The organism is Halosimplex halophilum, from assembly GCF_004698125.1.
In the GTDB taxonomy this organism is placed as follows: domain Archaea; phylum Halobacteriota; class Halobacteria; order Halobacteriales; family Haloarculaceae; genus Halosimplex; species Halosimplex halophilum.
In genome coordinates this window covers 292,756-309,229 of the sequence record NZ_ML214297.1, presented here as the reverse complement: position 1 = coordinate 309,229, position 16,474 = coordinate 292,756, and the positions used below count along the sequence as shown (strand labels likewise).

Annotated in this window: 19 protein-coding genes; 8 read left to right on the top strand and 11 right to left on the bottom strand. The window is 69.7% G+C overall.

From position 1 onward, the window contains the following. Window positions 1-87: 87 nt before the first annotated feature. From E3328_RS01685 to E3328_RS01675, 4 genes are all read left to right on the top strand, one after another. On the top strand, window positions 88-747 hold the full coding sequence (locus tag E3328_RS01685; RefSeq protein WP_135362896.1) for a Yip1 family protein: 660 nt from the start codon (window positions 88-90) through the stop codon (window positions 745-747). Window positions 748-832: 85 nt separating this feature from the next. After that, entirely contained in the window at window positions 833-2,635 is a 1,803-nt protein-coding gene (locus E3328_RS21660) for a COG1361 family protein (RefSeq protein WP_167837265.1), read from the top strand. Next, window positions 2,622-3,416, top strand: a complete 795-nt coding sequence (locus E3328_RS01680; protein WP_135362895.1) for an ABC transporter ATP-binding protein — start codon at window positions 2,622-2,624, stop codon at window positions 3,414-3,416. Before E3328_RS21660 ends, E3328_RS01680 begins: the two co-directional genes overlap by 14 nt. Beyond that, on the top strand, window positions 3,416-4,561 hold the full coding sequence (locus tag E3328_RS01675) for an ABC transporter permease (RefSeq protein WP_135362894.1): 1,146 nt from the start codon (window positions 3,416-3,418) through the stop codon (window positions 4,559-4,561). The genes E3328_RS01680 and E3328_RS01675 overlap by 1 nt, the downstream gene beginning before the upstream one ends. Window positions 4,562-4,611: 50 nt before the next feature. On the opposite strand, the gene E3328_RS01670 is transcribed toward E3328_RS01675, so the two are convergent. The 3 genes from E3328_RS01670 to E3328_RS01660 form a co-directional block, all read right to left on the bottom strand. After that, the gene (locus tag E3328_RS01670; protein ID WP_135364644.1) at window positions 4,612-5,121 is read right to left on the bottom strand and encodes an HTH domain-containing protein; all 510 of its coding nucleotides are present in this window, start codon (window positions 5,119-5,121) and stop codon (window positions 4,612-4,614) included. A gap of 205 nt (window positions 5,122-5,326) precedes the next feature. Beyond that, a complete protein-coding gene (locus tag E3328_RS01665) occupies window positions 5,327-6,409 on the bottom strand; it encodes a methionine synthase (protein WP_135362893.1) in 1,083 nt (360 codons plus the stop codon). After that, on the bottom strand, window positions 6,406-7,419 hold the full coding sequence (locus E3328_RS01660) for a 5-methyltetrahydropteroyltriglutamate--homocysteine methyltransferase (protein WP_135362892.1): 1,014 nt from the start codon (window positions 7,417-7,419) through the stop codon (window positions 6,406-6,408). Before E3328_RS01660 ends, E3328_RS01665 begins: the two co-directional genes overlap by 4 nt. A gap of 130 nt (window positions 7,420-7,549) precedes the next feature. Here E3328_RS01660 and E3328_RS01655 point away from each other — a divergent pair, with 130 nt between their 5' ends. Next, the gene (locus E3328_RS01655; protein WP_135362891.1) at window positions 7,550-8,230 is read left to right on the top strand and encodes a hypothetical protein; all 681 of its coding nucleotides are present in this window, start codon (window positions 7,550-7,552) and stop codon (window positions 8,228-8,230) included. Between the two features lie 84 nt (window positions 8,231-8,314). Here the strand turns inward: E3328_RS01655 and E3328_RS01650 are convergent, their stop codons facing one another. The 8 genes from E3328_RS01650 to E3328_RS01615 all read right to left on the bottom strand — a co-directional run bounded on the left by E3328_RS01650 (window position 8,315) and on the right by E3328_RS01615 (window position 12,606). Next, window positions 8,315-8,956 (bottom strand): HemK2/MTQ2 family protein methyltransferase, encoded by a 642-nt coding sequence (locus tag E3328_RS01650; RefSeq protein ID WP_135362890.1) that lies wholly within the window; start codon window positions 8,954-8,956, stop codon window positions 8,315-8,317. Further along, the gene (locus E3328_RS01645; protein ID WP_135362889.1) at window positions 8,953-9,906 is read right to left on the bottom strand and encodes a 16S ribosomal RNA methyltransferase A; all 954 of its coding nucleotides are present in this window, start codon (window positions 9,904-9,906) and stop codon (window positions 8,953-8,955) included. Before E3328_RS01645 ends, E3328_RS01650 begins: the two co-directional genes overlap by 4 nt. Next, window positions 9,903-10,490 (bottom strand): DUF655 domain-containing protein, encoded by a 588-nt coding sequence (locus tag E3328_RS01640; protein ID WP_135362888.1) that lies wholly within the window; start codon window positions 10,488-10,490, stop codon window positions 9,903-9,905. The genes E3328_RS01645 and E3328_RS01640 overlap by 4 nt, the downstream gene beginning before the upstream one ends. Before the next feature lie 69 nt (window positions 10,491-10,559). After that, a complete protein-coding gene (locus E3328_RS01635; RefSeq protein WP_135362887.1) occupies window positions 10,560-10,916 on the bottom strand; it encodes an RNA polymerase Rpb4 family protein in 357 nt (118 codons plus the stop codon). After that, the gene (locus tag E3328_RS01630) at window positions 10,913-11,203 is read right to left on the bottom strand and encodes a 50S ribosomal protein L21e (protein WP_135362886.1); all 291 of its coding nucleotides are present in this window, start codon (window positions 11,201-11,203) and stop codon (window positions 10,913-10,915) included. The genes E3328_RS01635 and E3328_RS01630 overlap by 4 nt, the downstream gene beginning before the upstream one ends. Window positions 11,204-11,378: 175 nt before the next feature. Beyond that, complete coding sequence (locus tag E3328_RS01625) at window positions 11,379-11,645, bottom strand: elongation factor 1-beta (protein WP_135362885.1); 267 nt, start codon at window positions 11,643-11,645, stop codon at window positions 11,379-11,381. Window positions 11,646-11,647: 2 nt separating this feature from the next. Beyond that, on the bottom strand, window positions 11,648-11,827 hold the full coding sequence (locus E3328_RS01620) for an HVO_2753 family zinc finger protein (RefSeq protein ID WP_006883773.1): 180 nt from the start codon (window positions 11,825-11,827) through the stop codon (window positions 11,648-11,650). Window positions 11,828-11,976: 149 nt separating this feature from the next. Beyond that, window positions 11,977-12,606 (bottom strand): FAD-dependent oxidoreductase, encoded by a 630-nt coding sequence (locus E3328_RS01615; RefSeq protein WP_135362884.1) that lies wholly within the window; start codon window positions 12,604-12,606, stop codon window positions 11,977-11,979. Between the two features lie 251 nt (window positions 12,607-12,857). Here E3328_RS01615 and E3328_RS01610 point away from each other — a divergent pair, with 251 nt between their 5' ends. From E3328_RS01610 to E3328_RS01600, 3 genes are all read left to right on the top strand, one after another. Further along, window positions 12,858-14,636 carry a 2-oxoacid:acceptor oxidoreductase subunit alpha gene (locus tag E3328_RS01610; RefSeq protein ID WP_135362883.1) on the top strand — a complete coding sequence of 593 codons (1,779 nt, stop codon included), beginning with the start codon at window positions 12,858-12,860 and terminating at the stop codon, window positions 14,634-14,636. Continuing rightward, window positions 14,633-15,496, top strand: a complete 864-nt coding sequence (locus tag E3328_RS01605) for a 2-oxoacid:ferredoxin oxidoreductase subunit beta (RefSeq protein WP_135362882.1) — start codon at window positions 14,633-14,635, stop codon at window positions 15,494-15,496. Before E3328_RS01610 ends, E3328_RS01605 begins: the two co-directional genes overlap by 4 nt. Before the next feature lie 257 nt (window positions 15,497-15,753). Further along, on the top strand, window positions 15,754-16,461 hold the full coding sequence (locus E3328_RS01600; RefSeq protein ID WP_135362881.1) for a DUF4129 domain-containing protein: 708 nt from the start codon (window positions 15,754-15,756) through the stop codon (window positions 16,459-16,461). Window positions 16,462-16,474 lie beyond the last annotated feature (13 nt).

Here is a 16,474-nt window from a genome sequence, read left to right as displayed (position 1 = left end):
ACCGACCGCCGCGTCGGAACTGTTCGCCGCCCAACCTGTTTCGTGTAACGAAGTTTTTAAGTTACCGCTCTACGGAAACACCGGCGAATGCCCTCCATATCGACACTGCTGACCGATCCCGACGGGTTCTTCCGCCGGCAGGGGTCGGACGCGTCGCTGAAGGGACCGCTCGTCGTGATACTCGCCGTCGTGGCGGTCGACGTGGTCGCCGCGGTGTTGCAGTCCCGGTTCATGTCCCAGCTGTTCGAGGGGGCCGGGGCCGCCGGCGGCCTCGTCACCGCGCTCCAGGCGTTCACGTACGTCTTCGTCGTCGCCGGGCCGTTCGTGGTCTGGCTGCTGTACGCCGGGCTGTTCCACGCAATCTCGGTCGTCTTCGGCGGTGACGGGGCGTTCTCGACGACCCTCTCGTTCGTCGGCTGGGGGTTCGTCCCCAGCGTCGTGGGCTCGGTCGCTTCAGCCGCGATCAACTACTACCGGTTCAACGTCCGCGGTATCGACGTGCCGGCCGAGATCACCCAGGAGTCGATGCAGCAGTTCAACCGGGCGCTCCAGACCGGGCCGCTGGTGGCGCTGTCGGCCGCGTTCGCCATCGTCTTCACGCTCTGGAGCGCGTTCCTCTGGACGTTCGCGCTGAAACACGCCCGCGACCTGACGGTCCGGCAGGCGGCGCTGACCGTCGCCGGTCCGGTCCTGGTCGCCGTGCTGATCTCCCTGCGGACGCTCCTGGTCGCGATCGGGGTCCTCTGATGGTCCGACGCCCCCGTTCCCCTCGCCTCCGCTCCCCGAGTCCCCGCACCGAGTCGACAGCCACGAACCACAGCTCCCCCGACCAATGAATCGCAGCAAGACGGTAGCACTCGCGGTCCTGATCGCAGTCGCATCGCTCCCGGCCGTCGCGGCCGCAACCAGCGTCAACGTGACCGTCTCGTCGGTCGACGTGACGCCGTCCGAGCCGGTCCCCGGCGACGAGATCACGATCGAGCCGACCATCGAGAACTTCGAGAGTAGCTCGGCGGGGTACTTCGTCGACCGCGTCCGGGTCATCAAGGCCGACGACGGGCCCCACCCGAAGCAGTACGCGGACGTGAAGAACATCGGGACGGTCCCCGCCGGCTCCGACCGGACCGTCCCGCTGTCGGTGTCGTTCGACGAACCGGGCACGTACGACCTGCAGGTGAACGTCACCGGCCGTGATACCGAGAACGACCGGCTGACGCGGCTGAGCTACCCTGTCTCGATCACGGTGGAACAGCGCTATCCGCAGCTCGACGTCGACGCCAACGACTCCGTCGCGGGCGTCCGGACGGACGGGTCGGTCACGGTCGCCAACAGCCTGTCGGCCCCCATCGAGAGCGTCGAGCTCACCGTCGGCGGCGAGGCGGTGACCGTCACCAACCGCCGGGAGGTGCTCGCGACCGTCGGGAGCAACGACTCCCGGACCGTCGAGTTCGACTACCGCGCGGACGACCCCGGTCGCCACCGGCTGACGGCGACGCTGACCTACACGACCGCGGGCGGCGTGACCGACACGGTCACCGACACCGTGACGGTCCGCACCGAGCGCGAGCGGCCGCAGATCGACATCGATACCAACACCTCGATCGCCGGTCTGGAGTCCGAGGGCACCGTCACCGTCGCCAACGGCCTCGGCGCGGCGGTGACCAACGCCGAGCTGACGGTCGCCGGCGACGGCGTCGCCGTCCGCAACGACCGCTCGGTGTTCACCCGGATCGCCGACGGCGAGTCGGCGACCGCGGCCTTCGACTTCCGGCCGTCGTCGGCCGGCGACCACGAGGTGACCGCGACGCTCTCCTATTCGACGCCGGGCGGGGCGACCCGCACCGTCAACGAGACGGTGTCCCTGCAGGCCGACCCGCTGCGCGACAGCGTCGCGCTGGACCTGAGCACCCGCGAGGGGGGTAACTCCCAGGCCGTGACGGTGTCGGTGCTCAACCGGGGCAACGCGCGGATCTCGAACGTCAGCGTGCGCGCCACGTCGCCGAACGCCTCGGTCGGGCAGGCGCTGGTCGACCGCGTCGCCGCCGGCGAGTCCCGGACGGTCCGGCTGAACGCGAGCCTGTCGGGTGACTACGCGGCGGTCGACGTGGTCGCCACCTACGACGTGGCCCAACAGCGCGGCGAGACCTCGGCGTCGACGGCGCTGACACAGACGCCCGGCACCATCGGCCTGACCGGGCTGGAGGTCGTGCCGGACGGGGACCGGCTCCGCATCTCCGGGAGCGCGAGCAACCTCGGGACGACCGACGCCGAGAGCGTCCTCGTCAGCGTCGTCGACAGCGAGCGGGTGACGCCCACCGCGCCCAACCGCGAGTACTTCGTCGGCACCGTCCCCGCGAGCGACTTCGTCTCGTTCGACGTGTACGCGACCACGCGGGGCAACGTCTCGACGGTCCCGCTGCACGTCGAGTACCTCGTCGACGGGCAGCGTCACACCCGGACCGTCGAGGTCGACGCCGCGAGCGCCAGCCGCGCGCTCGCGGCCGGCCCGGATGTCGACCGGAACTCCGGCGGTGGCGGCGGCTTCCTCCTCCCGCTGGCGGTCGGCGCCGTCGTCGTGGTCGTCGTCCTCGCGGTGATGGTCCGCGCCTGGAGGGCGAGCCGTGGCGGTGATTGAGACCCGGAGCGTCGTCAAGCGCTACCGGACCGGCGGGGAGACGCTGGAGGCGCTGAAGGGGATCGACTTCGCCGTCGAGCCCGGCGAGTTCGTCTCCATCATGGGCCCCAGCGGCAGCGGCAAGACCACGCTGCTCAACCTGCTCGGCCTGCTGGACGACCCCAGCGAGGGCGAGGTCCTGCTCGACGGCGAGGACGTGACCGGGCTCTCGGACCGCGAGCAGACCGCCGCCCGCAAGCGCACCATCGGGTTCGTCTTCCAGAACTTCTATCTCATCCCGACGCTGACGGCGAGGGAGAACGTCGAGGTGCCCGCCCTGTTCGACCACGACCCGTCCGTCGAGGAGCGCTCCGTGGACCTCCTGGAGCGGATGGGGCTGGGCGACCGGCTCGACCACAAGCCCGACGAGCTCTCCGGCGGCCAGAAACAGCGGGTCGCCATCGCCCGGTCGCTCATCAACGAGCCCAGGCTGTTGCTGGCCGACGAGCCGACCGGGAACCTCGACCGCGACACGGGCCGGCAGATCCTCGAGGAGTTCGTCGACATCACCGAGCGCGACGTGGCCGTCATCGCCGTCACCCACGACGAACTCGTCAACGACTACGTCGACCGCACGGTGGAACTCGTCGACGGTCTCATGGGCGAGGACGCGCCGACCGACGGCGGCCGCGGCGGTCCCGGTCCCGCACCGAGTGGAGACGCCGGTCCCGACCCGGACGCCGGTGTGTCCAGGGCGGTCGGCTCGCCGGACGACGGGACGGACGGAGGTGACCGGCCGTGATGGACTGGCTGCGCCGGCGGTTCCCGGCGCTGTTGATGGCCCGGCGCAACATCGGTCGGACGAAGGTCAGGTCGGTGCTCGCGGCGCTGGGGATCGTCATCGGCGTCATCGCCATCGCGTCGCTGGGGATGTTCGGGCTGACGCTGCGGTACCAGCTCACCCAGAACCTCGGCGACATCGGCAACCAGGTGATGGTCGTGCCCGGGGACTCAGCGGGAGCGCCCGACGCGCTCACCGAACGGGACCTGCGCCAGGTCGAGTCGGCCGCCAGCTCGGGCGCGACCGTCGCGCCCGCGCTGCAGCGAGTCACCAGGGTTTCCTACAACAGGGAGACATCCGAAGTCAGGTCGGTCATGGGGATCGACCAGCCGGGCAAGCTGTTCGAGGCCCGGGAGGGGTCGATCCCCGAACCCTACCGGAGCGGCGCCCTGGTCGGGCCGGACCTCGCGGACCAGTACGACCTCGGGCCCGGAGACACGATCGCGGTCAACGGGACGACCGAACGGGTCGTCGCCGTGCTCTCGCCGAGCCAGGGCTTCGGCTTCACCGACCCGAGCAACCAGATCGTGCTCCCGACCCGGAGCTTCGACACGCGCGGCTACGACACCATCACCGTCACCGAGACCGACAGCACGGCCGCCAACGCCACCGCGATGGCGATCCGCGCCCAGCTGAACGACCGCCGCGAGCGCGTCACCGTCCAGGACTACTCCGGGGTCGCCGACCAGATCGGCCAGTCGTTCCAGGCGCTGAACCTCTTCCTCATCGGCATCGGCTCCATCTCGCTGCTGGTCGCCGGCGTGAGCATCCTCAACGTCATGCTGATGAGCACCGTCGAGCGCCGCCAGGAGATCGGCGTGTTGCGCGCCGTCGGCTTCCAGAAGCTCGACGTGCTGAAGATCATGCTCTCGGAGGCGGTCCTGCTGGGTATCGTCGGCGGCCTCGTCGGCGCCGGCTTCTCCATCGTCGCCGGCCTGGTCCTCAACCACTTCGTCGTCGGCGACGCCACCCTCGCCTTCCGCCCGGGCAACTTCCTCTACATCGGGCTCGCCTTCGCCTTCGGCGTCGGCACCAGCCTGGTCAGCGGGCTCTACCCGGCGTGGAAGGCCGCCAACGAGCGCCCCGTCGAAGCGCTGCGGAGCTGAGAAATCGTCGCCCAGGACGGTCTTCCGTCCGCTCGCGTCGTTCCGGCCGGTCAGTCCGCGCCGACCGTCAGCCGCGGGCTCGCGCGGTCGACCGACACCGGCGCGAACCGCTCGAACCAGTCCGTCTCGCCGGACTCGAAGGCGTCCAGGCAGTCACCCACGGTGAAGTGGATCTCGCCGCTCTCGTCGGCGCAGGGGAACACGGCCTGCAGGTCGCTCCCCTCGTAGACCGCCAGCGACGCCATCGGGAAGACGACCACGTCGTGGACGGCGTCGGTCCCGATGTACGAGCGCTGTCGGCGCTCGAAGGCCGGTTCGAGCCGGTAGCCGTTCTCGGAGGCCCACTCGCCGAACTCCTCGTAGGTGGCCAGCGCCTCGTCGCGGCTGTCCTGCTCGGGCGTCCGGATGCGCTGCCAGGAGGCGTCGACCTCGGTGTCGGCGACGACCCCCGCCGACTCTAGGTCCTCGACCCGTTCGAGGACCCGCTGCTGGCGGTCGTAGCTGCCGTACGTGTCGCCCCGGAGGTAGAGTTCGATCCGCCGGTCGGTGGTCGCGCTCATGTCTTTCACGTAACCTATCTCTCGGGTGGGCCCCTCAAAACGCTTTCCGCCCTATTCCTTCGAGGGACTCTAGAGACCTAGTATGGGGTGCGTTGACGCTGTTCTTGCGCGTTCCGCCACACGTGCATACGATTCGCCCGCAACGGATCGAGTTTCGACAGCGGGCCGGGGGAAAATCGGGATCGCGGTCGGTCGTCGGTCGCGGTCAGTCGTCGGCCGACGCCCGTTCGCCCGCGGCGGGCACGTCGATCTCGCCGGCGTCGAGTTCCGCCTCGACCTCGCGGGCGGCCTGGACCATGTTCTCCATCTTCTCGTAGGCCTTCTCGCGGGGGAGCAGCTTCAGCCCGCAGTCCGGCGAGATGGTGAGCTGTTCCGGCGGGACGACCTTGAGTCCCTGCTCGATGTTCGCCTTGATCTCCGCGACGGACTCGACCTCGGCGGTGTGGTTGTCGACGACGCCCAGCGCCAGGTCGAGCGTGAACTCGGGGTCGGTGAACACGTCGATCTGCTCGTAGTCGCCGTTGGTGAGTTCCAGGTCGAGTTCGTCGATCGGGTAGTCGAGCACCTCGGGGTAGATCCGCGAGTAGTCGCCGTAGCAGACGTGGAGGCCGATGCGGACCTCCTCGGGGATGTCGGCGACGATCCGCTCCAGGGCCTCGCCGACGATGGCGTGGTCGTCGGGCGTGGTCGCCAGCGCGGGCTCGTCGATCTGGATGTAGCGGGCGCCCGCGTCGACCAGTTGTTCGATCTCCTCGTTGACCAGTTCCGCCAGGTCGTAGGCCAGCGCCTCGTCGTCGTCGTAGGCCTCGTTGAACGTCCAGTTGGCGAGGGTGTAGGGACCGGTGATGGGCACCTTGACCGGGCGGTCGGCGACGCTGTCGGTGAACTCGAACTCGTCGACGAGCCACTGCTCGCCGTACTCGACCTCGTCGACGACCGACGGCTTGTTGAAGTAGTTGTGGCCCCACACCTTGACGCGGCCGTTGAACTCGTAGCCCTCGATGCGCTCGGCGAAGTACTCGACCATCTCCGTCCGGCGCATCTCGCCGTCGACGACGGTGTCGAGGCCGGCCCGCTCGTGCTCCTCCGTGATGAGCCGGGCGGCGTCGTCCTTGGCCTCCTCCCACTCGTCGTCGCCGAACTCGGTGTCCTCGTCCTCGTAGAGCTCGCGGGCGTGGTCGAGCCACTTGGGCTTCTTGTAGCTGCCGACGACGCTGGTCAGCAGGAAGTGGTCGTTGTCGTGGTCGGCCGGGCGGAACTGCTCGCGGTTGTCGGCGGGCCGGCTCATGCTTTCACCTCCGCGCGCTCGACGGCGCCAAGGGCCGCCAGCTTCTCCTCGAACTTGCCCGAGGGCAGGTAGAAGGTCGGGGTGTTGACCGTCGCGTAGGCCGTCTCGAAGTCGACGCCGTGAGCGTTGTCGAGCGTCCACTCGACGCGCTCGGAGATTTCGTCGGGCTCCTCGACGAGCGTGTTCTGCCCGTCGACGATACCCAGCGCGATGTCGTCCTTCGCGCCGTACTCGGAGATGACGTAGGCGTTGTCCTCGTGGTTGGCCACGAAGTCGAAGCCGATAGCGTCGACCTCGGCGTCCATCAGGTGGGCGTAGACCTTCTCGTCGATGCCGCCCTCGCCGCCGTGAGACTCCCAGTAGGTGTGGGCGACCACGTCGGCGTCGGCGGCCTCAGCGACCGTGTCGATGGCCTCGCTGGCGCGCTCGTCGGCGCCGTCGCCGGGCGGCGACTCCAAAAGCGAGGGCTCCAGCAGGAACAGCGTCTCGACCTCGGGGAGCCGCTCGGCCTCGGCGGCGAGGAACTCGGCCAGCGCCGAGAGGAACGCGGCCTCGTCGCCGTAGTGGTCGTCGGTCGCGAGCTGGCTGAGCGTGTACGGTCCCGGGAGCACTGCGCTGAGGTCCGCGTCGGTGAGCTCGGCGGTCGCTTCGAGGTCGGCGGCCACGTCGCCCGTGGCGGAGAGGTCGCCGGTCACGACCGGTTCGCGGTAGAAGTTGTTGTTGTCGAAGTAGCGGACGATCCCGCGGGTCTCGACCGCGTCGGCGACGGCCAGCGGGTGGGTGAGCATGTCGTCCCACCGCAGCTGGCCCTCGACAACCAGGTCGAGGCCGGCGTCGGTCTGGAGGCCGACGACCTCCTCGCGCGCTCGGCCGTAGGCGTCGCCGACCGCGGCGCTCTCGTCGCCGGAGACCAGGCCGCCCTTCTGTCGCCCCTTCAGACTCGCGAGTTCGTCCTTCGCCCAGTCCGGTAGCGGGTACAGGCCGGGCGTCGTGGAGAGTACCTGCGTCATTGGAGCGAGGTAGGACATGACGCCCTATAATATTTCTCATCTCGTTTGATGCACTGTGGTAATTCAGTCGGCGAATCGTCGCGGCTATCGAGTCAGAAAGTTCATACGTCTTTCAGCGGAACGCGAGAGCGTGTCACGGCTGTCTCGACTGGGTCCCGCCGGAACTCGGGCCGTCGGCGCGGGGGTCGCCGCCGGGTCGCTGGCCGTGCTGCTCCTGTACCCCTACTACATGCGATATCACTACGCCGTGCCGGCGGCCGGCCGCTACTACGCGTTCGCCGCCCTCGCGATGTTACTGGCGTTCGTCTGGGCGCCGGCGGCCGCGTGGGGAGTCGCGACCGCAGTTCGGGGACGGTTCCGGTCGCTGACTCCACCGCTGGCGTGCATCGCCGTCCCGCTCGCACCGCTGCCGCTGGCGCTCGACACCTTCCGCAGGCCCCGGACCGACGTCGTCCCGACGCCCGAGTACATCACCGAGTGGACGCCGCCGTCCGGTCCCGTCGAACTCGCGGTTCGGACGTTCGAAACCGCCGACTTCTGGTGGATCGGCTGCGTCCTCTTCTTCGTCGCCGGCGTGGCGTGGGCTCGCGGCCAGCGTCGCTGGCTGCTCGGAAGTTTCGTCGCGCTCGTCTGTTACGGCGGTGCGCACGGGGCTGTCACCGCGACCCTCATCGAAGGGCTCGTCGTAGGCCCGCTGTTCGCCGTGCCCGTCGGCGCGGTCCTGTTCGCCGCCGGCGCGAAACTGGCCGCGCCACCCGTCGACGGGACGGCCTCTGCGAACGACGAGACCACGGCCCCCGCCTCGACCTGATACGGATTATCGCAAGTCATTCAGGGATCGACCGCACGCAGTCGCGCGGTCGACCCGGTAAACGCTTGCAATAATCCGTATGAGTTATCGGTCGAGCGCGAACCGCACCACCAGTAACGTCTCGAAGGGGTGCGATTCGCTGGCGACCTCCTCGCTCGCCAGCCCGTTCGCCGCCGCGCGCTCCCGGACGGCGTCGGGGTCGGTGAGCGAACTCACGAGCAGGTACGCCGCACCGTCGGGGGCGAGCACCCGCGCCACGTCGTCGAGGAACGGGTCGATGGCCGCGCGGCCGTCCTCGCCGCCCGACAGCGCCCGCTCCATCCAGTCGTCCCACTCCCGGTCGGGCTCGGTCGGCAGGTACGGCGGGTTGAACGCCACCACGTCGAAGGCGCCGTCGCGGAACGGCCCCGTCAGGTCCGCCCGGACGACCGGGATCCCGACCCCGGCGGCCTGCCGGCAGGCGTGCGGGTTGAGGTCGGCGCCGACCGCGTCGGCGCCCGCCTCGGCCATCCGCGCGGCGACGTAGCCGGACCCGGTGCCCACGTCGAGCGCCCGGTCGCCGCGCTCGACGCGTTCGACCACGGCGTCGGCCAGCAGCTTCGAGTCCTCCGCGGGCTGGTAGACCTGCTCCACGTCGCGCTGGGCGGCCAGCCCTGGTTTCCCGTCGGCGGTCTCGGCGTCGTCACCGTCCGCAGTGCCGCCTTCCCCGGACCGCTCCTCGGTCATCGCTCGCCCGGCCCGCCCACCTCGTAGGCCAGCGTCGCCAGGTCCGCGAACTCCGCGGGCGTCACGGTCCCGGCGCGGGCGCTCATCAGGTCCTCGTCCGCGGCCTCGACCACCGCGTCGGGGTCGCCCAGCCCGGAGATGTGGGCGGTGTTGCGGACGGCGTTGCGCATCGTCTTCCGGCGCTGGGTGAACACGGCCTTCAGGAAGTCCATGAAGAACTCCTCGTCGTCGACCTCGTAGTCCGGATCGCGGGGCGTCGTCCGCACGACCGCGCTCTGGACGGCCGGCGGCGGCGAGAACGCTTCTTTCGGGACCGGCTCGACCACCTCGGCGTCGGCGTAGTGACCCGCCGTCACCGACAGCCGGCCGTAGTCGTCGGTCCCCGGCTCGGCGGCCATCCGCTCGGCGAACTCCCGCTGGAACATGAGCACCAGCGGGCGCTTCTCGGGCAGCAGCCGGAAGGCCAGCTCGCTCGACGGGCCGTACGGCAGGTTCGAGACCGACGCGGTGAACTCGGGCAGCTCGACCTCCAGCGCGTCGCCCTCGACGACGGTGAGCCGGCCCGCGTCGATCTCGGCGGCGAACTCCTCGCGGAGGAACGCCGCCAGGTCGGGGTCGCGCTCGATGGCGGTCACCCGGTCGGCCGCGGCGAGCAGCCGGTCGGTCAGCGCGCCGGTCCCCGCGCCGATTTCCAGCACGTGCGAGAGGTCGACGTTCGCCTCTCTGGCGTGTTCGGGCAGCCGGTCGAGCACGCGGTCGTCGACCAGGAAGTGCTGGTCGCGGTCGGGGTCGCCCCGGACCCCCGCCCGCCGGAGCAGGGCGTCGGGGTCGCGGGTGCCGGGATCGGGGTCGGCGGCGGACGGACCGCTCCCGTCGTCGGAGGTCGCGCCGCTGCTGTCGGCGGGCGCGCCGCTGTCGGCCTCGTCCGCTCGCGTGCGCTCGTCGTTCATTCCTCGTCGTCCCGCCGGGCGAAGGTGCGGTACTTCAGGTCGTCCTCGCGGATCTCCTCCAGGATGCGTTCGACGACGACCTCGCGAGGGTTGTGCAGCCCCTCGACGCGCTCCTCCAGGTCGTCGAAGCTCTCGAACGGGCCCCGCTTGCGCTCGTCGAGGATTGCGTTGCGCAGTTTCTTCCCGATCCCGGGCAGGAGGTTCAGCTGGTGCAGGCGCAGGGTGATGGGCTGGGCGTCGTTGTAGAAGTCGACGAACCGCCGTTCCTCCTCGTCGACGAGGTCCTCGACGGCGTAGTCCAGTTCCGACTGGGCGCCGCCGGGCAGGTCCTCGTACTCGACCTCGCCCGTGCGCTCGATGGCGTCGGCCGCGCGGTCGATCACCAGGTCGTCGCCGATCGACACGTCGGCGTCGGGCCCGAGGACCACCTCGAACAGGCGGAAGTCCTCGCGCCCGAGCGCGTAGGCGAGCGGCTGCTTCTGGTACTGCGGGCGGTCGTCCTCGGTCCGGCCGTGGGCCAGGAAGTCGAGGACGACGGCCGTGGGTCCCCCCGGATCGTCGTCGCCGCGCTCGGAGTCACTCATGACAGGCGAGTAGGGCGAGACGGAACTTAAACCCCCGCCGTCGGGCGCTCGCGGGAGAACGGCGTCCGGTCAGGCGTACTGCGCGACGACCTCGAGGATGGCGTCGAGCTCGTCGCCCGAGAGGGTGAACCGCTCCTGGGCGTAGATCGCCCGCAGCTCGTCGCGGTCCCGGGGGCGCAGGTTCGCGATCTTGTAGGCGGTCGGCTCGTCGACCTTGTCCAGCTCCTGCAGCTCGGCGACGAACTCGCGGGACTCCTCGGGGTCGAGCACGGCGAAGCGGTTGACGTGCTCGATGGCCCGCGCGAGCTCGTAGCGCATCTCGCGGTCCTCGTCGGCCGCGCGCTCGCGCTCGAGCTCCTCGAGGATCGCCTTCGTCTCGGCGACCGTGAGGTACTCTTCGTCGACCTTCTCTTTGAAGATCGTCATGCCTGGCTGCGGAGGTGGGCGGGCTTGACGATGAGCGTCTTGTCGACGTCGCCGTCGGTGATGGCGACCTTGTAGGCGGCGCCCTGCTCGCCGACGACCTCGCCCGTGCGCCCGTCGAAGCGCGGGTGGAACCGCCCGTCCGGGACGCTCGGGTCGATCTTCAGGTGGACCTTCTCGCCGTGCTCGAACTCGGTGACCGACCGCTGGGGCGGCGACGTGCCGCTGTCTCGGGGCTCGTTGCGGAGCTTCTTGCGCGTCTTCTTCCGGGGTCCGTTGGAGTTGGGCATTCGTGCGGTTCCGTTATCCGGTCACGCTTATAAAACGTGCGTTACGCGGTCGTGGCCGCCGTGTGAGCGGGTACCGCGACCCCGGCAGCCGCGGCGGACGGTCGCGGCGTCGGCGCCGTCCCCCAGGCCGGCGGCGCGGCTCGACGGCCGGCGGTCGGGAAAAGCGAGCGAACCGTTACAGGCGACCGACGTCGCCGACTTCGACGCTCTCGACGCCCTCGACGCCGGCGAAGGCCTCCTCGACGGCCTCGGTGCCGCCGGCCTCGTCCGGGACGACGACGGTCGGGAGCAGGGCGACGAGGCCGAAGGCCACGTCGTCGCGCTCGAAGCCGTTGATCTTCGCGCCCTCGGGCAGCGACGCTTCGAGGCGCTCCTGGAGCGCGTCCAGGTCGACCTCGGGGTTCTGCGGCATGACCTTGATCTGCGCGGCGACTTTCCCCATCGTTACGGCCCCATGAACCCGCAGTCCGGGCACTCGTAGAGGTTGCTCTGCTTGCGACACTTCGCGCAGCGGTAGATCTGCTGGCCGCAGTCGGGACACTTGAACGCGGCGGCGTTCGTGCCGGCGATGTTGATGCCGCACGAAACGCACTTTTGCTGGCGTTTCTGTTGGCTCTCGCTCATACCACTCCGTATCCTCTCACGGTTTTTAACCGTTGTCAAAGGCGTCGACCACCGACGCGCGACGCCGAACCGCGGTCGAGCCGCCGCGCCACCGCCGGCGGTCGGCCCTCGCGACCGCGCGCCCGCGACGCGCTACCCGAATTCTCGACCTATCCGAAGTTCTCGACCTTCGCGGCCTCGGCGTCCCCGCCGGCCGCCGAGATGGCGGCCGTGGCGTCGTCGAGGAAGTCGGCGAAGCCGTAGACGAACACCTGGGTATCGTCGGTCAGGGCGTCGTCGACCGACGACGCCAGCGGCGACGACGGCGCGAGGACGGCCACCGAGGCGCCCCGCTCGTTCAGTTCGGTCAGGCGGTCGTCGTGGATCGGCGCGGCGTCGCGGTAGACGATGGCGGCCTCGCCGCCCTCGTCGAGCGCCCGCTCGGCGATCCCGATCGCCGGGCCGACGCCGGGACCGCCCGCGAGGATCAGCACCCGCTGTTCGCCCTCGTAGTAGGCGTCGCCGTACGGCCCGGATATCTCGACGGTGTCGCCGGCGGTCAGGGCCGCCAGCTCCGGCCCGACCTCGCCCTCGGGGTCGATGCCGACGGTGATCTCGAAGGTCTCCGCCACGTCCGGCGAGGAGACGGTGTAGAACCGCGACTCCTCGACCCCGTCGAGGGAGACCTTCACGAACTGGCCGGGCTGTGCGTCGAACCCGTCAGGCGTCTCGAAGTCGATGGCGACGGCGTCCTCGCCGACCGACTCGACCGCGACCACGGCGACTTCCGTGTCCTCCATACCCCGCTCTCGCGTCGCGCGGCGCATGGTCCTTTCGTTCCGAACCGTCGATCCCCCGTTCCGACTCGTCGATCCGGTCCCGTTCGACCGCCGCGATCGGGGACCGACGTTCACCATCGGAGGACAGTGTTACCGGCTGTTCGAAACCGTCGATTTTCGCCCGTGCGTCCACTTCTGCGACGGAAGCGTGGGTCGAAACCCGGGGCCATTACAGAAGTCTTTTTGCCGGGCGGAAGATACTCCAATGCAGTATGCCCGAGGACCTGAACTGGGCCATCGGCGGTGAAGCCGGTGACGGGATCGACTCTACCGGGAAGATCTTCGCTCAGGCACTCTCGCGTGCCGGCCGTCACGTCTTCACCTCGAAGGACTTCGCGTCACGGATCCGGGGCGGGTACACCGCCTACAAGGTCCGGACATCCGTCGACCGCGTCGAGAGCGTCGTCGACAGGCTCGACATCCTGATCGCGCTCACCGAGCGCACGATCGACGAGAACATGGACGAACTGCACGAGGGCAGCGTCATCATCTACGACGGCGAGCGCTCCACGATGGAGGACGTGGAGGTGCCCGAGGGGATGATCGGCCTGTCGGTCCCGCTCCAGCGGCTCGCCGAGGACGCCGGCGGCGCCATCATGGCGAACGTCGTCGCCCTGGGCGCGGCCTGCGAGGTGGCGAACTTCCCCATCGAGAACTTAGACGAGTCGCTGGAGAAGCGCTTCGGCGACAAGGGCGAGGCCATCGTCGAGAACAACAAGGAGGCCGCCCGCCTGGGCCAGCAGCACGTCCAGGAGGAGTACGACCACGACTTCGACTACGACATCGAGACCACCGACAACGACTACGTCCTGCTCAACGGCGACGAGGCCATCGGCATGGGCGCCATCGCCGCCGGCTGTCGCTTCTACTCGGGCTATCCCATCACGCCCGCGACGGACGTGATGGAGTACATGACCGGCCGCGTCGAGCAGTACGGCGGCAAGGTCGTCCAGGCCGAGGACGAACTCTCCGCCATCAACATGGCGCTTGGCGCCGCCCGCGCCGGCGCACGCGCGATGACTGCCACCTCGGGCCCCGGCATCGACCTAATGACCGAGACGTTCGGCCTGGTCGCCACCACCGAGACGCCGCTGGTCATCTGCGACGTCCAGCGCTCCGGTCCCTCGACCGGGATGCCGACCAAGCAGGAACAGGGCGACCTCAACATGGCGCTGTACGGCGGCCACGGCGAGGTCCCGCGGTTCGTCGTCGCACCCACGTCGGTCTCGGAGTGTTTCTGGAAGACCGTCGAGGCGTTCAACTACGCCGAGAAGTACCAGACGCCGGTCTTCCTGGTCTCTGACCTGGCGCTGGCGGTCACCGAACAGACGTTCCCGCCGGAGGAGTTCGACATGGACGAGGTCGAGATCGAGCGCGGGAAGGTCGTCGAGGAAGACGAGATCGACTCCTGGCAGAACGAGAAGGGCCAGTTCCAGCCCCACTTCCCGACCGCCGACGGCGTCAGCCCCCGCACGTTCCCGGGCACGACCGACGGCGCGCACATGACCACCGGCCTCGAACACGACGAACTCGGTCGTCGGACCGAGGAGGAGGAGGTCCGCATCGAGCAGGTCGAGAAGCGCACCCAGAAGGTCCAGACCGCCAAGGAAGAGGAGGACTGGGACTACCGCGAGTTCGGCGACCCCGACGCGGACACGCTCGTCATCTCGTGGGGCTCCAACGAGGGCGCCATGCGCGAGGCGCTGGGCTTCCTCGAGGAGCGCGGGACGGACGTGCGGTTCATCTCGGTGCCCTACATCTTCCCGCGCCCCGACCTCTCCGAGGAGATCGAGGCGGCCGACGACGTGATCGTCGTCGAGTGTAACGCCACCGGCCAGTTCGCGGACGTCATCGAGCACGACGTGCTCGAACGCGTCCAGCGGGTCAACAAGTACAACGGCGTCCGCTTCAAGGCGGACGAACTCGCGACCGAGATCGAGAACACGCTCGCTGGGGCCGACGCCAGCTCCCAGGAGGTGGAGGCAGAATGAGCTCCGACGTTCGATTCACAGACTTCAAATCCGACAAGCAACCGACGTGGTGTCCCGGCTGCGGCGACTTCGGGACGATGAACGGCATGATGAAAGCGCTCGCCGAGACGGGCAACGACCCCGACAACACGTTCGTGGTCGCCGGCATCGGGTGCTCGGGGAAGATCGGCACCTACATGCACAGCTACGCGCTGCACGGCGTCCACGGCCGCGCCCTGCCCGTCGGCATCGGCGTCAAGCTCGCCAACCCCGACCTCGAAGTGATGGTCGCGGGCGGCGACGGCGACGGCTACTCCATCGGCGCGGGTCACTTCGTCCACGCCGTCCGCCGCAACGTCGACATGACCTACGTCGTCATGGACAACCGCATCTACGGCCTCACCAAGGGCCAGGCCTCCCCCACTTCGCGCCAGGACTTCGAGACGAGCACCACCCCCGAGGGCCCGCAGATGCCCCCGGTCAACCCGCTCGCGCTCGCGCTGGCCTCGGGCGCGACGTTCATCGCCCAGTCGTTCTCCTCGGACTCCCAGCGCCACGCCCAGATCATCCAGGAGGCCATCGAGCACGACGGCTTCGGGTTCGTCAACACCTACTCGCCGTGCGTGACGTTCAACGACGTCGACACCTACGACTACTTCCGCGACTCCATCGTCGACCTCGACGAGGAGGACCACGACCCGACCGACCGCGAGGCCGCCAAGGAGAAGATCCTCGAGGGCGACAAGGAGTACATGGGCGTCATCTACCAGGACGACGACTCGGTCCCGTGGGAGAAACGAGAGGGCATCGAGGGGGACATGTCCGACATCCCCGACGGCGCGCCCGAGGGCGCGATGGACCTCGTGCGAGAGTTCTACTAGGACCCACTTTTTGCGGCGGAGAGCGCCTCGCGCGCCGGCGGCGCGCTGCGGGGATCCTCCGCCGCAAAAACCTGGGGAAAAAGGCCGGACGACTCGCTCACTCCGTTCGCTCACGTCCGGTGTACCGGCGCTCCGCGCCGGATGCTGACTGCACTGCAACCGCACCGCCACAGCGTCTGCACCGCCACAGCAACCGCACCGCCACCCCGTCTTTTCAGCCGGAAATCACTTGAGCGAGCCCGTCCTCGGTCTCCGACGTGCAGCGTCCGGGAACCGCGCTCGTCGGCCTCCTCGCGCTGGTCGCGCTGGCGGGAGCCGCCGGCACGTTCGGCGCGGTCGACGGCCCCGTCGTCACCGGCGACGGGACGCCGACGCGTCCGGCGACGCCGACCGAGGTTCCCCCTCCGACCGGCGCGCCTGGCGGCGCGTCCGAGTCCGAGGTCCACCGGGCCGCGACGGCGACGACGGCCGCAGCCGGCGACTCCGGCGGCGTCTCCCCGTTCGTCGTCCCCGCCGTCGGCGGGTCGCTGCTGGCGGCCGGGCTGCTCGTTGTCTTCCTGACCGGCCACGACGAGCGGGCGCCCGAGGTTCCCGACGACGGCCCGGGCGGAGGCGACCCGACACCGGCCGTCGACCCGGCGTACGACTCGCCGGACGAGAACGCGGTGACGAGAGCCTGGCGACGGCTCCGCGACCGCGCCGGCGCCGACGAGTCGACGACGCCGGGCGACGTGGCGACGCGAGCCCTCGACGCCGGCCTCCCCGGGTCGGCGGTAGCGACCGTCACCGAGCGGTTCCGCGCGGTCCGCTACGGCGAGGGATCCCCGTCCGCCGACGGGTCCGATCCCGCCGCTACGGCCGTCGAGCGGCTCGAACCGGCCGACAGTTCCGGCGCGGAGGACGATCCCGACACGAACGAGGGCCGCGACACCGACGGCGAGCCGGGCCCCGGCCGTGGCCGGTAAAAACTTGTAGCTG

Coding starts and splice junctions, on each gene's coding strand:
- E3328_RS01685 (WP_135362896.1), top strand. CDS start 88: ATGCCCTCCATATCGACACTGCTGACCGATCCCGACGGGTTCTTCCGC.
- E3328_RS21660 (WP_167837265.1), top strand. CDS start 833: ATGAATCGCAGCAAGACGGTAGCACTCGCGGTCCTGATCGCAGTCGCA.
- E3328_RS01675 (WP_135362894.1), top strand. CDS start 3,416: ATGGACTGGCTGCGCCGGCGGTTCCCGGCGCTGTTGATGGCCCGGCGC.
- E3328_RS01670 (WP_135364644.1), bottom strand. CDS start 5,121: ATGAGCGCGACCACCGACCGGCGGATCGAACTCTACCTCCGGGGCGAC.
- E3328_RS01665 (WP_135362893.1), bottom strand. CDS start 6,409: ATGAGCCGGCCCGCCGACAACCGCGAGCAGTTCCGCCCGGCCGACCAC.
- E3328_RS01660 (WP_135362892.1), bottom strand. CDS start 7,419: ATGACGCAGGTACTCTCCACGACGCCCGGCCTGTACCCGCTACCGGAC.
- E3328_RS01650 (WP_135362890.1), bottom strand. CDS start 8,956: ATGACCGAGGAGCGGTCCGGGGAAGGCGGCACTGCGGACGGTGACGAC.
- E3328_RS01645 (WP_135362889.1), bottom strand. CDS start 9,906: ATGAACGACGAGCGCACGCGAGCGGACGAGGCCGACAGCGGCGCGCCC.
- E3328_RS01640 (WP_135362888.1), bottom strand. CDS start 10,490: ATGAGTGACTCCGAGCGCGGCGACGACGATCCGGGGGGACCCACGGCC.
- E3328_RS01635 (WP_135362887.1), bottom strand. CDS start 10,916: ATGACGATCTTCAAAGAGAAGGTCGACGAAGAGTACCTCACGGTCGCC.
- E3328_RS01630 (WP_135362886.1), bottom strand. CDS start 11,203: ATGCCCAACTCCAACGGACCCCGGAAGAAGACGCGCAAGAAGCTCCGC.
- E3328_RS01625 (WP_135362885.1), bottom strand. CDS start 11,645: ATGGGGAAAGTCGCCGCGCAGATCAAGGTCATGCCGCAGAACCCCGAG.
- E3328_RS01620 (WP_006883773.1), bottom strand. CDS start 11,827: ATGAGCGAGAGCCAACAGAAACGCCAGCAAAAGTGCGTTTCGTGCGGC.
- E3328_RS01615 (WP_135362884.1), bottom strand. CDS start 12,606: ATGGAGGACACGGAAGTCGCCGTGGTCGCGGTCGAGTCGGTCGGCGAG.
- E3328_RS01610 (WP_135362883.1), top strand. CDS start 12,858: ATGCCCGAGGACCTGAACTGGGCCATCGGCGGTGAAGCCGGTGACGGG.
- E3328_RS01605 (WP_135362882.1), top strand. CDS start 14,633: ATGAGCTCCGACGTTCGATTCACAGACTTCAAATCCGACAAGCAACCG.